Genomic DNA, 14479 nt, shown 5'->3' with positions numbered 1-14479 from the left:
CTTTCGTCCCATACGCACCACGGTCCCGTGGACGGGCGAAGGAGCGATGCGGTGAGCAGCGAAGACGAGCGGGCGGGCGAGCAGACCGGCCGGGTACGCCGTCGGCCCGGGCCGGTCCTGGTCGCGGCGGCGGCGACGGTGCTGCTGGCGGGCGGCGGCGCCTGGTGGGCGGCGGCGTCGGCGGGTGGCGACCCCCGGGCCGCGCTCGGCGACACGGCCACGGCCGCCCGGCAGGGTGCGGCGGACGGGAGCACTCCCCCGCCGGGCATCGCGCCGGGCGAGCCCGACCCGTCGGGCGGCGGTGTGGTGTACGTGGCGGAGGGGGCCCTGCCCGAGGGCCCGGGCAGGGCTCCGGCGTACGACGTCACCGGCGAGGTGACCAAGGAGGAGGTGGCCCGGCTCGCGGCGGCCCTCGGCATCGAGGGCGAGCCCCGGCTCTCGGGCGGGCAGTGGCAGGCCGGGGTGGTACGCGACCCCGACGGCCCGCGGCTCACCGTGACCCGGCAGGCGCCCGGGACCTGGAGCTACACGGCGTACCGGTCGGGCGGCGGCGACAACTGCGAGAAGGGCAAGGACACCTGCGGACCCGTGACGCCCCCGGAGGGCGACGGGCGGTCGCCGGTCGGCGAGGCCGCGGCCAGGGCGGCGGCCGTGCCGGTGCTGAAGGCGGCCGGGCAGGACGGTGCCAAGCTCGACGCGCGGCAGGTGCAGGGCTCGCTGCGGGTGGTGAACGCCGATCCGGTGATCGGCGGGCTGCCCACCTCGGGCTGGCGGACCTCGGTGCTGGTCGGCCCGGACGGCGCGGTGGCCAAGGCGAACGGGAACCTGAAGGCTCCGGTGCGCGACGGTGAGAAGCAGGTGGTGGGGGCGCGGCAGGCGCTGGACCGGCTGAACGCGGCCCGGTCCGGCACGGAGGTCGCCGGCTGCGCGACCCCGGTGCCGGACACCGGCGCGGAGCCGGGCGCGGGCGCGGGTTCCGGGACGGACGGGGCGGTCCCGTCGGTTCCCGATCCGTGCGAGCCGGGCACCGCGCTGCCGAAGCAGCCGCGCCGCGAGACGGTCGAGCGGGCCGTGCTGGGGCTGACCCCGCGCTCCGGCCCCGGGCCGCGGCAGCTGGTGCCGGCCTGGCTGTTCGAGGTGGCCGGCCGGGACGGCGGGCCGGGGCACACCGTGGCGCAGGTCGCGCTGGAGGGTGAGGACGAGGTGCGGCCGGGTCCGGTGGGGACGGTGCCGGGGTTCTCGTACCAGCAGGACGGCCGGAAGCTGACGGTGCACTTCTGGGGTGGCGTGTGCAGCACGTACGCGGCGGAGGTGCGGGAGCACCCCGGGACGGTGACGGTCAAGATCACCGACACGCCCCGTGAGCCGGGCCGGGCGTGCATCCTGATCGCCCAGGAGATGTCGCTGACGGTGACGCTGGAGCAGCCGCTGGACGGCCGGAAGGTGGTCGACGCCACCACCGGCAAGGAGCTGCCGCGCAGCAGGTAGCGGCGGCCGTCGGGGGAGTCCCCCGGCACACGCCGAGGGCGGCGGTACCGGTGCCGGTACCGCCGCCCTCGGCGTGTGCTGGGGCTCTCTCCAGGCTTAGCTGAAGGAGTCGCCGCAGGCGCAGGAGCCCGTGGCGTTCGGGTTGTCGATGGTGAAGCCCTGCTTCTCGATGGTGTCGACGAAGTCGATCGAGGCGCCGCCCAGGTACGGGGCGCTCATGCGGTCGGTGACGACCTTGACGCCGTCGAAGTCCTTGACGACGTCACCGTCGAGGGAGCGCTCGTCGAAGAAGAGCTGGTAGCGCAGGCCCGAGCAGCCACCGGGCTGGACGGCGACGCGCAGCGCCAGGTCGTCGCGGCCTTCCTGCTCCAGCAGGGCCTTGACCTTGGCCGCGGCGGCGTCGGACAGGAGGATGCCGTCGCTCACAGTGGTCTTGTCGTCCTGAACGGACATCTGCATTCACTCCCGAAGTGGGCGGCTCCCCGCCGGGGCAGGGAAACGTCGGACTCTTGCCGTCGGTAGGAACCGACGGGGCCGCGGATTCATTCCGGGCCTGACGCTTGTTTCAGATATTCATGCTCGCACACACTCGAGCGCCCGTGGAGCCGCCTGACCGGCCGGGCGAATTCGTCACATCGACACAATCATCCATCGTCAAACTGACGTGAAGCGGTTATGATAATAACGTCAAGTAGACGAGAAGTGAGCTCAGCGGAAGCACAACGCATCCGCAGAACAGAAAGGGTGCGTGTCTCGTGACCACCGCCCAGCCCCGGCAGGACCTCGACGTCCAGCCCACACCTCTCGCCCTGCTCCTGCTCGGCCGCGAGGCCGATCCGAAGAGCGAGCGCGGCGTGGAGTGCCCCGGTGACCTGCCGTCGCCGTCCGACCCGGACCTGGTGGAGCGGGCCCGCGCGGCCAAGGAGAAGCTCGGGGACAAGGTCTTCATCCTCGGCCACCACTACCAGCGCGACGAGGTCATCGAGTTCGCCGACGTGACCGGCGACTCCTTCAAGCTGGCCCGCGACGCCGCGGCCAAGCCGGAGGCCGAGTACATCGTCTTCTGCGGCGTGCACTTCATGGCCGAGTCCGCGGACATCCTGACGAGCGACGCCCAGAAGGTGGTCCTCCCCGACCTCGCCGCGGGCTGCTCCATGGCCGACATGGCCACCGCCGAGCAGGTCGCCGAGTGCTGGGACGTGCTGACCGAGGCCGGCGTCGCCGAGCAGGTCGTGCCCGTCTCGTACATGAACTCCTCCGCCGACATCAAGGCCTTCACCGGCAAGCACGGCGGCACCATCTGCACGTCCTCGAACGCGAAGAAGGCCCTGGAGTGGGCCTTCGAGCAGGGCGAGAAGGTGCTCTTCCTGCCGGACCAGCACCTGGGCCGCAACACGGCCGTCCGCGACATGGGCATGTCGCTGGAGGACTGCGTGGTCTACAACCCGCACAAGCCCAACGGCGGCCTGACCGCCGAGGAGCTGCGCGGCGCGAAGATGATCCTGTGGCGCGGGCACTGCTCGGTGCACGGCCGGTTCAGCCTGGACTCGGTCAACGACGTGCGCGAGCGCATCCCGGGCGTCAACGTCCTGGTGCACCCCGAGTGCAAGCACGAGGTCGTCGCGGCGGCCGACTACGTCGGCTCGACCGAGTACATCATCAAGGCGCTGGAGGCGGCCCCGGCCGGCTCCAAGTGGGCCATCGGCACCGAGCTGAACCTGGTCAAGCGGCTGGCGAATCGATTCGCCGCCGAGGACAAGGAAGTCGTCTTCCTCGACCGCACGGTCTGCTTCTGCTCGACGATGAACCGCATCGACCTCCCCCACCTGGTGTGGACCCTGGAGTCCCTGGCCGAGGGCAACCTCGTCAACCAGATCCAGGTCGACAAGGAGACCGAGAGCTTCGCCAAGCTGGCGCTGGAGCGGATGCTGGCGCTGCCGTAGCGGCCGCGCGCGGCCGTCACGCGACCGGCCGCACCCGTTGGTGAAAGGGGCACCCCCAGGGGTGCCCCTTTCGCATAACCTCCCCCCAAACGAGGGGAGTTCACGATGACGACGACGCAGTCCATCGAGGTCCTGGTCGACGCGGGCGAGGACGCCGACGCGCGCGGGCAGGAGGAGGCCCGCGCGGAGGTCCAGGCCCTGCTGGAGGAGCTGGGCGTGGACGAGGTGGCGCCCAGGGCCGCCGAGGCCGCCCCCGGCTCCAAGTCGGAGGGGCCGGCCTCGCTCACCGAACTGGCCGTCACGGTCGGTCCCACCCTGTTCCCCGCCCTCCTGACGGCGTTCGAGGGCTGGGTGCAGTGGGCGGCGTCCCGCCGGGTGTGGGTCAAGATCGGCGGGAACGAGTACGCCGCCTCCGGGCTGACCAGGGCGCAGCGCCGGCAGCTGCTGGACCACTTCATCGCCCAGTCCGCGGCGCCGGCCGCGGAGCGGCTCCCCGAGCAGGGCCGGGGGGCGATCGATGGCGGTGCGTGACGCACTGGTCATCGCGACGTCGACGTACGAGGACGCCCGCCTCAAGCCGCTCACCGCCCCCGGCCGGGACGCCGACGCGCTCGCCGGGGTGCTGGCCGACCCCTCGATCGGCAACTACGCGGTCCAGACCGTCCTGGACGAGCCGGCCCACGTGGTCGGCGGCGCCATCGAGAAGTTCTTCGCCGCGCGGAAGGCGGACGACCAGCTGCTGCTGTACCTGTCCTGCCACGGCATCAAGAACTCGAGGCTGGAGCTGTACTTCGCGGCCCGCAACACGGACAAGGACCTGCTGAAGACCAGCTCGCTGCCGGCGACGGTCCTCAACGACCTGCTGAACGGCTGCCGCGCCCGCAGGATCCTCGTGCTGCTCGACTGCTGCTACAGCGGGGCCTTCCGCCCCGGCGCCAAGGGCGACACCACCGTGCACCTGCAGGAGCAGTTCCGGGCGCCGGACGGGCCGCTGGTCCCGAGGGAGTCCGACGGCACCGGCATCGTGGTGATCACCGCCACGGACGAACTCCAGCCGGCCTGGGAGGAGGACGCGGAGGAGGCCGCCCGGACCGGCCGCGGGCAGCTGTCGGTCTTCACCCGGGCCGTGGTCGAGGGCCTGGCCTCCGGCCGGGCCGACCGGGACGGCGACGGCGAGGTCTCCGTCGAGGACCTCTACCACCACGTCCTGGACGAGATGCTGGAGGCCGAGGCCCCCCAGACCCCGCTGCGCTGGGTGCTGGGCGGCAAGGGCACCCTCACGATCGCCCGGCGCGCCGACGGCACCGCCCGGACCGCCTCCCGGTCGCCGCGTCCGACGGGCGGCACGGTGGGCGCGGAGCTGTACGCCGCGATCGAGCGGACGGCGCTGGCGCTGCACCGCACCTACGGCCCCAACGGGCGGCCCTTCGTCCTGCCGGGCGAGGACGGGCCGGCGTTCCGCAGCCAGGTCACCGCCGAGGTGGTGGCGCGGCTGGCACCCCCGGGCGGCTACCAGGCACTGGGCCACGGGCTGGTGACCTCGCTGGTGGAGCGGATGGAGCGGGAGGCCGGAGACGGCACGGCCGGCGCCGTACTGGTCTTCGCCGCCTTCGTACGGGCCCTCCTCGCCGCACTCGCGGACGGCGCCCACCCGGTCCGGCTGGCCCGGGCGCTGGACACGGTCTTCGCGACGGCGGAGGTGAGGCTGGACGCGATGGTGATGCGCCGGGCCCGGCCCGACGGGGACAACGACCGGGAGGCCATCGCCCACGCGCTGCGCACCGCCGTCACGGACGAGCGGATCGCGGACCTGGTGGTCGAGGCGGTGCAGGCCGTCGGCGTGGACGGGCTCATGGCGGTCTACCCGGGCCACGCCCCCGGGGTGCACCTGGAGCTCCCCAGGGGCTACCTGCTGGACGGCGGCCACCTCACCGCCGACGGGACGGTGCACCCCGCGCAGGCGCCCCGTGCCCTCCCGGACCCGCGCATCGCCCTGGTCTCGGTGCCCGTCCACTCCCCCGAGGCCCTGCCGCCCCTGCTCGGTTCCGCCGCTCCGCTGCTCCTCGTCGCCCCCGAGATCGGTCCGCAGGTGGCCGGGGCCCTGCCCCCGGCGAGCGGGCTTGCGGTCGCCACGCGCCACCGGGGGCCGCAGCTCCGGGAGCAGCTGCACGACCTCGCCACCGTGACCGGCGGCCGGGTCTTCGACTCCCAGGCGGCACTGCGCGAAGGCGGCCGGCGGGCCTTCGGCCGTGCCGAGTGGGTGCGGTCGGACGGCGCGGTCACGCTCTTCTCGGGAACACCCGAACGCGAGGAGGTCGGCACGCTCCTCGACCGGCTCCACGGCGACATGCCGTTCGAGACGGACATGGTGCGCCAGGCCTGGCTCCGGGAGCGGATCGCCAAGCTCACCCGCCGGGTGGCACTGTTCCGGGTCGCCGAGGAGACCGCCGGGGGCCGGGGGTCCGCCCTGTCCCGGACGGACAAGGCGATGCGGATCGGCCGTCTCGCGGCGCGCGAGGGCCTGCTGGCCGGTGCGGCCAACGCCTTCGCCGTGCTCGGCGAGCGCAAGCTGCCGGTGCCGAAGGGCGCGGACGAGCGGGTGGTGGCCGGGGCGCTGGGGAAGGCGCTGACGGAGCCGGTACGCGTGATCGCCGCGAACAGCGGGGGCGACCCGGACGAGGTGGTGCGCGAGTGCTGCGAGTCCTGGCCGCGCAGCTCGTACGACGCCCGCACCGGTGCGTTCACCGGCCGGGGCCGGGTCCTCGACCCGGTGGCGGTGCAGCGCAGCCTGCTGCTGGCCGTGCGGGACGCCGCCCGGGAGTTCCTGGAGCTGGTCTGACCGGCCACCGGGCGTACGAAGGAGCCCCCGCCCCCTCGTGGTGAGGGGGCGGGGGCTCCGTACGGGGGTCAGACCGTGACCGACTCCGGCGCGTCGTCGGCCGCGGCGGCGGGGGCCGGGAGCGTGCCGGCCTTCTTCGCACGCCTGGCCGCGCGCTTGTCCCGGCGGCGCTCCTTGCGGAGCTCGACCATCGCGTACAGCGTCGGCACGAGCAGCAGGGTCAGCAGCGTCGACGTGACCAGGCCGCCGATCACGACCACGGCGAGCGGCTGCGAGATGAAGCCGCCCTCCCCGGTGACGCCGAGCGCCATCGGGAGCAGCGCGAAGATCGTCGCCAGGGCGGTCATCAGGATCGGCCGCAGGCGGTGCCGGCCGCCCTCGACGACGGCCTCGACCACGCCCAGGCCCTGGGCCCGGTACTGGTTGATCAGGTCGATCAGCACGATCGCGTTGGTGACCACGATGCCGATGAGCATCAGCATGCCGATCATCGCCGGGACGCCCATCGGGGTGCCGGTGGCGACCAGCAGGCCGATCGCGCCGGTGGCGGCGAAGGGGATGGAGACCAGCAGGATCAGCGGCTGGACGAGCGACCGGAAGGTCGCGACCAGCAGCATGAAGACGATCGCGATGGCCGCGAGCATCGCCAGGCCGAGGGAGGCGAAGGCGTCGTCCTGGTCTTCGGACACGCCGCCGATGGCGGCGGTGGCGCCCTCGGGGAGGTCGAGCTTCTTCAGCTCGGTCTGGAGGGCGGCGCTGACCGCGCCGGTGTTGTCGCCGTCGGGCCGGGCGGTGATGGTGGCGGCGCGGGCGCCGTCGATGCGGGTCATCGCGACGGGGCCCGGGACCAGTTCGACGGTGGCGACGTCGGCGAGCTTCAGCGGGCCGACGGGCAGCGCCTTGAGCTCGGCCAGGGTGGTGGCCGGGCGGGCGGAGCGGACCACGATGTCGCGCTCGGTGTCGTCCAGGACGGCCTTGCCGACCGGGTTGCCGCGGACGGCCTGGGCGACGAGCTGGCCCAGGGCGGCCTGGTTGAGACCGAGCTCGGCGGCCCTCGGGGTGGCGCTGACGGAGATGCGGGGCACGGACTGCGAGAGGTCGCTCTGTACGTCGCTGACGTTCTTCAGGCCGGCGACGGCCTTGCGCACCTGCTCGGCGGCCTGCTTGAGGACGGCGGCGTCGCCGGCCTTCACCACGACCTTGAGGTTCTGGTTCCCGAAGCCGTCGCCGGCGGCGATGTTCGTCTCGCCGATGCCGTCGAGCCGGTCCAGCTCCGCCTGGAGGCGGTCGCGGGTGTCCTCGAAGGTCGCCGAGTCCTCCAGGGTGATCTGGTACTGGGCCTGGTTGGAGCCCGTGCCGCCGCCGAAGGCCGCGAGGAAGCCGGAGGAGCCGACGGTGACCTGGTGGTCCTTGACGCCCTTGACGGAGTCGAGGACCTTCTCGACCTTGCGCGCGGCCTCGTCGGAGGCGGCGAGGGAGGTGCCGGGCGGCAGCTCCTGCTTGACCGACATGACCTCCTGCTCGCCCTGGTCGAAGAAGTTGGTCTTCAGCAGGGGCGCCATGCCGAAGGTGCCGAAGAGCACCACGAGGGCGATGACCACGGAGGTGATGCGGCGCCGGGTGGCGAACCGCAGCACGGGTACGTACGCGCGCTGCAGGAGGCTGCGGGCCTCCTTCTCCTCGGCGGCGGCCCGGGCTGCCGCGGCACTTTCGGCGTCGGCCGGGTCGGTGCCCTTCGGGGCGCGCAGGAACCAGTACGACAGGACCGGGACGACCGTGAGCGACACCAGCAGCGAGGCGAGCAGCGCGGCGGTGACGGTGAGGGAGAACGAGCCGAACAGCTCGCCGACCATGCCGCCGACCAGGCCGATGGGCAGGAAGACCGCGACGGTGGTCAGCGTGGAGGAGGTGACCGCGCCGGCGACCTCCTTGACGGCGGTGATGATGGCGCTCTCGCGCTCCTCGCCGTAGCCCAGGTGGCGCTTGATGTTCTCCAGGACCACGATCGAGTCGTCGACGACGCGGCCGATGGCGATGGTGAGGGCGCCCAGGGTCAGCATGTTGAGCGACAGGTCGCGGGTCCACAGCACGATCAGCGCGAGGACGACCGAGAGCGGGATGGAGACCGCGGTGACCAGGGTCGAGCGGACCGAGGCCAGGAAGACCAGGATCACGACGACCGCGAAGAGCAGGCCGAGCATGCCCTCGGTGGTGAGGCTGGAGATGGACTTCGAGACGGCCGGGCCCTGGTCGCTGACGACGGTCAGCTCGGCGCCGGAGCCGAGGTCGGCGCGCAGGCCGGGCAGCTCGTCCTTGACGGCGTCGGAGATGGCGACGGCGCTGCCGTCCTTGTCCATGGTGACGACGACGGCGAGGCTGGGCTTGCCGTTGGTGCGGGTGATGGAGACGGCGGCGGACGGCTCCTGCTTCACCGTGGCGACGTCGCCGAGGCGGGTGACCGGCTTGCCGGGACCGGCCGACAGGCGCAGGTCCGCAAGCTGCTCCAGCGAGGTGTAGCCGGTGCCGACGCGGACGGTGCGGTTCTGGCCCTGCTCGTCGAAGGAGCCGGCCGGGAAGGTCGCGCCGCCGGCCTGGAGGGCCTGGGCGAGGGCGGCCTGGTCGAGCCCCTTGGCGGCGAGCTTCGCCGGGTCCGGGGAGACGGTGACCTGGAGGTCCTGGACGCCGTCGACGCTGACCTGGCCGACGCCCTCGATGTCCTGGAGGACGGGGACGACGGTGCGCTCCAGCTGGTCGGCGAGGGCCTGCTGGTCCTTGCCGGAGGTGACGGCGAGCACGACGGTCGGGATGTCGTCGGTGGAGCCGGCGACGACCTGCGGGTCGACCTCCTGGGGCAGCCGGGCGCGGGCCCGGTTGACGGCCTGCTGGACGTCGGCGACGAGCTGCTTGGTGCCGCTGTCGCCGTAGTCGAAGGTCGCCATGATGAGGGCGTTGCCCTCGCTGGCGGTCGAGGTGACGCCGGTGATGCCGTCGACGGCCTTGATGGTGCTTTCGAGGGGCTCGACGACCTGCTTCTCCACCACGTCGGGGGACGCGCCCTGGTACGGGGCGAGCACCGAGACCATGGGCAGTTCTATGGAGGGCAGCAGCTGCTGCTTGAGCTGCGGGATGGCGATGGCGCCGAAGACGAGCGCGACGATCGAGACGAGTCCGATCAGGGCCCGTTGCGCGAGGCTGAAGCGGGACAGCCAGGACATGGGTGGAGGTCTCTCTTCCGTGGCGGATCAGGCAGGGCGTCGGGCGTACGGAGCCGCCCAGCCTCCACCTTCGGCCATCCACCGGGGCCGGATCCTCGCCCCCAGGTCCCTTTCCTTATCTCCCGCATACCGCGGTTGGAGTACGGGGGTGTACTCCCCGCCCGGGGGACGGCGTGCACCGTGCGCCCGACCCGTCCCGAATGGGGCGTTTCATTCCACGCGGGGCCGGACCAGTCCCGACTCGTAGGCGATGACCACCAGTTGGGCGCGGTCGCGGGCGCCGAGCTTGGCCATGGCCCGGTTCACGTGCGTCTTGACCGTGAGGGGGCTGACCTCCAGCCGCCCGCCGATCTCGTCGTTGGACAGGCCGGCCGCGACGTGGACGAGGACCTCGCGCTCCCGGCCCGTGAGCGTGGCCAGCCGCTCCGCGTGCATGCCCTGGGCCGGACCGGAGACCGAACCTCCGCCCTGGGCCAGGAACTTCGCGATCAGGCCCTTGGTGGCGGCCGGGGAGAGCAGGGCCTCGCCGGCGGCCGCGATCCGGATGGCGCCGAGGAGGTCCTCGGGCTCCGCGCCCTTGCCGAGGAAGCCGGAGGCGCCCGCGCGCAGGGACTGGACGACGTACTCGTCCACCTCGAAGGTGGTCAGCATCACGACCCGCACGCCGGCCAGCTCGGGGTCGGCGCTGATCATGCGGGTGGCGGTGAGCCCGTCGGTGCCGGGCATGCGGATGTCCATCAGGACCACGTCGGCGGCCCGTTCCCCGGCCAGCCGGACGGCCTCGGCGCCGTCGGAGGCCTCCCCGACGACCTCCATGTCGGGCTCGGAGTTCACCAGCACCTTGAACGCGCTGCGCAGCAGGGCCTGGTCGTCGGCGAGCAGCACCCGGATCGTCATCGTTCCTCCCCCGCGGTCTCCAGGGGCAGGATCGCATGGACCCGCCAGCCGCCGCCGAAGCGGGGGCCCGCGGTGCAGGTGCCGCCGAGCGCGGTGGCGCGCTCGCGCATGCCGAGCAGGCCGTGGCCGCCGCCGGGTTCGGGGACGGGCGCGGCGGCGGCGTCGGCGGTGCCGCCGTCGAGGACGGTGATCTCGACCGTGCGGCCCACCCGGACCACGCTGACCTCGGCCCGGGCGTCGGGGCCGGCGTGCTTGCGCACGTTGGTCAGCGCCTCCTGGATGACCCGGTACGCGGCCAGGTCGACCGAGGCGGGGAGCGGGGACTCCGTACGGTCCCTGGCCACCTCGACCGGCAGTCCGGCGTGGCGGAAGGTGTCGACCAGCTCGTCGAGTACGCCGAGGCCGGGCGCGGGTTCGGTGGGCGCCTCCGGGTCACCGGACTGGCGGAGCAGGCCGACGGTGGCGCGCAGCTCGTTGAGCGCCGAGCGGCTGGCCTCGCGGACGTGGGCCAGGGCCTCCTTGGCCTGGTCGGGGCGCTTGTCCATGACGTGCGCGGCGACCCCGGCCTGGACGTTCACCAGGGCGATGTGGTGGGCGACCACGTCGTGCAGGTCGCGGGCGATGCGCAGGCGCTCCTCGGCGACCCGGCGGCGGGCCTCCTCCTCGCGGGTGCGTTCGGCGCGCTCGGCGCGCTCCCGGATGGCGTCGACGAAGGCGCGCCGGCTGCGGACGGCGTCGCCCGCGGCGGCGGCCATGCCGGTCCAGGCGAAGATGCCGAGGTTCTCCTGGGCGTACCAGGGCAGCGGGCCGACCAGCATGGCCACGGCGGTGAGGCCGGTCATGGTGAGCAGGCCGACCCGCCAGGTGGTGGGGCGGTCGGTGCTGGCGGCCACCGTGTAGAGCGCGACGACGGCGCACATCGGGACGGGTGCGCGGGGCGGTCCCGCGAACAGCTCGACGAGGGAGACGGCGCAGGTGGCGGCGAGCACGGCCTTGGGCCTGCGGCGCCGGAAGACGAGCGCGGTGGCCCCGATGAGCATCAGGGTGAGGCTGGGGAGGTCGGGAGCGCGGGTGCCGAAGGTGGGGCGGCCGTGGATGCCGGAGGGCTCGACGAAGGAGCCGAGCACCATGGCGACGAGCACCCCGAGGGCCAGGACCGCGTCCATCGCCAGGGGATGGCGGCGCATCCAGTGGCGGGTGGGGGCCAGGCCGGGGGCCAGTGGGGTGCTCACCGGGAGAGGGTACGGGTTCCTCTGCCCCTCCCGTGCCGGGTGGCTCCGCCGGTCCTGGGTGACACCGGCGCCCCTCCCGCGCCGGGTGGCTCCGCCGGTGCCGCTCCCCGCGCCCCGTGCGGGGGCCGTCGCCGGATGCGGGTCCTGCCTTGCGGGCTGTCCCTCCCCCAGCTCCTCGAATGCCGGAGGGGCCGGATCTGCCGGCACCGGCAGGGGCGCGAGGGCCGCGGAGGGGCCGGTGCCGCCCGCCCCGCCGGGCCGGTGCCGCATCCGCTGGGGCGCGGCCGCGGAAGGCGGGCGGGGCTACGGGAGGGACGCGCGGGCGGCCGCCACGGCCGGCGGCACCGGGGGCGGGCCCCAGATCGCGACGCGGACGGCGATCAGGACCAGGACCGCCGCGATGGCGGCCAGGTGCTCCTTGCCCGCCAGGTTGTTCTTGACCAGGATCTCGCCCACCATCAGCAGGATCACCACCCCGCCCGTCAGGTACGCCCGGTACCGCCAGCAGACGAAGACCGCCAGGCCGACCACCGCCGCCGACGGGCCGGTGTCGTTGACCAGCTTGTCGGACGCCGGCAGGCCGAGCGGGTGGTCGGGGCCCAGGGCGATGCCGATCCGCGCGTACGTGGTGCCGGCGAGCGTGGCGACGTACCCGACCAGCAGCGTCCGCCACCAGCCGATGCAGATCTCCGCGATGCCGAAGACCAGCAGTATCTGCGCGAGCGCACCCCAGACCGGCAGGTCCAGGGCGGGCACGAAGAGCGAGAGCGGGGTCCGCAGCAGGGCGAGCCAGAGCGGGTCGGTGGCGTGCACCGACCCGAGGTTCTGGACGGGGCGGAAGCCCCACGGCTGGTTCTGGACGATCTGGAAGATCGAGGTGAGGGCCACCGCGCCCAGGGTCATCGGAACGGCGCGCCACCCGCGGGTGACCAGGGCCTCCCGGACCGTCCGGTAGAGCGGCCCCCACTCGCGGCGGGCGAACTCCCTCAACGCTTGCTCTCCAGGTGTCTGCGGTGCAGCCACTTCGGAAGCCCCGGAGCTTCCAGGAAACCCTCCGCCCGGCCCGCCGCGATGCCGATCCGCAGCAGGTCGGAACTCTTCTCGAAGAGCATGAACCGCGGTTCCCAGATCGGCCGGTACTTGGCGTTGGCCCGGTAGAGGGACTCGATCTGCCACCAGCGCGAGAAGAAGGAGAGCAGCGAGCGCCACAGGCGCAGCACCGGGCCCGCACCCAGCCGCGAGCCGCGCTCGAACACCGAGCGGAACATCGCGAAGTTGAGGGAGACCTGGGTGATGCCGATCTCCCGGGACCGCTCCAGGAGTTCGATGACCATGAACTCCATCAGGCCGTTCTCGGAATCGCGGTCACGGCGCATCAGGTCGAGGGACAGGCCCTTGGGCCCCCACGGCACGAAGGACAGCAGCGCCCGCAGCTCGCCCTCGCCGTCGGTGCACTCCAGCATCACGCACTGGCCGTCGGCGGGGTCGCCCAGCCGGCCCAGCGCCATGGAGAAGCCGCGCTCGGTCGCGCCGTCGCGCCAGTCGTCGGCGCGGCGCAGCAGCTCGTACATCTCGTCGGCCGGGATGTCGGCGTGGCGCCGGATGCGGACCTCGTAGCCGGCCCGCTTGACCCGGTTGTAGGCCTGCCGGACGGTGCGCATGGCGCGGCCTTCGAGGGTGAACTCGTCGGTCTCGACGATGGCCTCGTCGCCGAGTTCGAGGGCGTCGAGGCCGTGGCGCGCGTAGACCGTGCCGGCTTCCTCGCTCGCGCCCATGACGGCCGGCACCCAGCCGTGTTCGCGGGCCTCGGCCAGCCAGGGCTCGATGGCGCCCGGCCAGGCCTCGGGGTCGCCGATCGGGTCGCCCGAGGCGAGCGATACGCCGCCCACGACGCGGTAGGTCACGGCGGCCTTGCCGGTGGGCGACCAGATGACGCTCTTCTCGCGGCGCAGCGCGAAGTAGCCGAGGGAGTCGCGGTCGCCCTGCCGCGCCAGCAGCGCGCGCAGCCGCTCCTCGTCGTCCTCGGTGAGGGGGTCGACGGCCTTGCGGGAGCGGAAGGCCGCGTACAGGACGGCCAGGAGCAGCAGGGTGGACATCACGTTGATGGCGACGTCGACCCAGCCGGGGGTGTTGATGCCGGGGTACGCGGAGTCGTCGGTGGCCAGCGTGACCAGGCGCATCACGCCGTACCGCCAGCGGTGCATGAAGGAGGCCTCGGCGTGGTCCGGCGTCGCGTTGGTGGCGCCCACGAGGAGGGCGGCGGCCAGCGAGGTGACCAGCAGGCCCAGGACGGCGACGGCGGCGGCGAGCCTGGGGTTGGAGCGGTCGCCCTTGGCGTAGAACTCGCGCCGGCCCAGCAGGAGCGCGGCCACGAAGGCGGCGGTCAGGCCGAGGGAGACCCAGTTCTGCGGGTGTGCCCGGAACTCCGGGAAGACGGCGCAGACGTACGCGAAGAGGACCAGCAGCAGCCCGCTGAGCACCAGGTTGAGGATCCACGCGGCGCGCTTGCGGCGGCGCATGGTGACCGCGAGGAAGAGCGTGAACAGGCCGGACGCGAAGCCCGCCGTCAGCATGTACGGGGTGAAGTAGTCCTCGGAGTTGTGCCGGCGGAGGTCGGCCCCGAGGGAGACCCACACGGCGCTGAGGAAGTTGACGAACGCGACGGTGCGGAGGTACCAGACGGCGAACGACGCGCTGCGCCGCGCCCGCTCGCCGCTCGCGCCGGTGCCCGGGCCGGTGCTCCGGCCGGTGTCCCGGCTCTCCCCCCGGACCGAGTCCCCACCGGCGGTCTTCCGGTCGGTCATATCGGTAGCCAAACGGACTTCTCCCATGAAAAGCGATGATATGGGGCATCATCCTTCACAT

The 14479-nt window shown here is 73.3% G+C and carries 10 protein-coding genes; 4 read left to right on the top strand and 6 right to left on the bottom strand.

Going from position 1 to position 14479, the window contains the following annotated elements:
* The first annotated feature begins 51 nt into the window (after positions 1-51).
* Entirely contained in the window at positions 52-1488 is a 1437-nt protein-coding gene (locus tag ACIQUR_RS08660) for a hypothetical protein (RefSeq protein ID WP_403660461.1), read from the top strand.
* A gap of 96 nt (positions 1489-1584) precedes the next feature.
* On the opposite strand, the gene ACIQUR_RS08655 is transcribed toward ACIQUR_RS08660, so the two are convergent.
* A complete protein-coding gene (locus ACIQUR_RS08655; RefSeq protein WP_125640545.1) occupies positions 1585-1941 on the bottom strand; it encodes an iron-sulfur cluster assembly accessory protein in 357 nt (118 codons plus the stop codon).
* A gap of 302 nt (positions 1942-2243) precedes the next feature.
* Here ACIQUR_RS08655 and nadA point away from each other — a divergent pair, with 302 nt between their 5' ends.
* The 3 genes from nadA (at position 2244) to ACIQUR_RS08640 (ending at position 6270) form a co-directional block, all read left to right on the top strand.
* The gene (gene nadA / locus ACIQUR_RS08650; RefSeq protein ID WP_403660458.1) at positions 2244-3431 is read left to right on the top strand and encodes a quinolinate synthase NadA; all 1188 of its coding nucleotides are present in this window, start codon (positions 2244-2246) and stop codon (positions 3429-3431) included.
* Between the two features lie 105 nt (positions 3432-3536).
* Complete coding sequence (locus ACIQUR_RS08645) at positions 3537-3962, top strand: hypothetical protein (RefSeq protein WP_403660455.1); 426 nt, start codon at positions 3537-3539, stop codon at positions 3960-3962.
* On the top strand, positions 3949-6270 hold the full coding sequence (locus ACIQUR_RS08640; protein ID WP_403660452.1) for a TCP-1/cpn60 chaperonin family protein: 2322 nt from the start codon (positions 3949-3951) through the stop codon (positions 6268-6270). Before ACIQUR_RS08645 ends, ACIQUR_RS08640 begins: the two co-directional genes overlap by 14 nt.
* 68 nt (positions 6271-6338) lie before the next feature.
* Here ACIQUR_RS08640 and ACIQUR_RS08635 read toward each other — a convergent pair whose 3' ends face one another.
* From ACIQUR_RS08635 to ACIQUR_RS08615, 5 genes are all read right to left on the bottom strand, one after another.
* A complete protein-coding gene (locus tag ACIQUR_RS08635) occupies positions 6339-9485 on the bottom strand; it encodes an efflux RND transporter permease subunit (RefSeq protein ID WP_403660449.1) in 3147 nt (1048 codons plus the stop codon).
* A 210-nt stretch (positions 9486-9695) separates the two neighbouring features.
* Complete coding sequence (locus ACIQUR_RS08630; protein WP_403660446.1) at positions 9696-10382, bottom strand: response regulator; 687 nt, start codon at positions 10380-10382, stop codon at positions 9696-9698.
* Positions 10379-11569 (bottom strand): sensor histidine kinase, encoded by a 1191-nt coding sequence (locus tag ACIQUR_RS08625; protein WP_403661421.1) that lies wholly within the window; start codon positions 11567-11569, stop codon positions 10379-10381. Before ACIQUR_RS08625 ends, ACIQUR_RS08630 begins: the two co-directional genes overlap by 4 nt.
* 348 nt (positions 11570-11917) lie before the next feature.
* A complete protein-coding gene (locus ACIQUR_RS08620) occupies positions 11918-12604 on the bottom strand; it encodes a hypothetical protein (protein WP_403660443.1) in 687 nt (228 codons plus the stop codon).
* Positions 12601-14418, bottom strand: a complete 1818-nt coding sequence (locus ACIQUR_RS08615; protein ID WP_403660440.1) for a phosphatidylglycerol lysyltransferase domain-containing protein — start codon at positions 14416-14418, stop codon at positions 12601-12603. Before ACIQUR_RS08615 ends, ACIQUR_RS08620 begins: the two co-directional genes overlap by 4 nt.
* Positions 14419-14479: the final 61 nt, after the last annotated feature.

The sequence above is a fragment of the Streptomyces sp. NPDC101132 genome (assembly GCF_044759225.1).
Taxonomy (GTDB): Bacteria; Actinomycetota; Actinomycetes; order Streptomycetales; family Streptomycetaceae; genus Streptomyces.
Note: the sequence above shows the minus strand (reverse complement) of the source record. Positions and strands in the feature narration are given on the sequence as shown.

What these genes read in the sequence shown, in the direction of transcription:
- ACIQUR_RS08655 (WP_125640545.1), bottom strand. Translation starts at nt 1,941, where the DNA reads ATGTCCGTTCAGGACGACAAGACCACTGTGAGCGACGGCATCCTCCTG.
- ACIQUR_RS08645 (WP_403660455.1), top strand. Translation starts at nt 3,537, where the DNA reads ATGACGACGACGCAGTCCATCGAGGTCCTGGTCGACGCGGGCGAGGAC.
- ACIQUR_RS08640 (WP_403660452.1), top strand. Translation starts at nt 3,949, where the DNA reads ATGGCGGTGCGTGACGCACTGGTCATCGCGACGTCGACGTACGAGGAC.
- ACIQUR_RS08635 (WP_403660449.1), bottom strand. Translation starts at nt 9,485, where the DNA reads ATGTCCTGGCTGTCCCGCTTCAGCCTCGCGCAACGGGCCCTGATCGGA.
- ACIQUR_RS08630 (WP_403660446.1), bottom strand. Translation starts at nt 10,382, where the DNA reads ATGACGATCCGGGTGCTGCTCGCCGACGACCAGGCCCTGCTGCGCAGC.
- ACIQUR_RS08625 (WP_403661421.1), bottom strand. Translation starts at nt 11,569, where the DNA reads ATGCGCCGCCATCCCCTGGCGATGGACGCGGTCCTGGCCCTCGGGGTG.
- ACIQUR_RS08615 (WP_403660440.1), bottom strand. Translation starts at nt 14,418, where the DNA reads ATGACCGACCGGAAGACCGCCGGTGGGGACTCGGTCCGGGGGGAGAGC.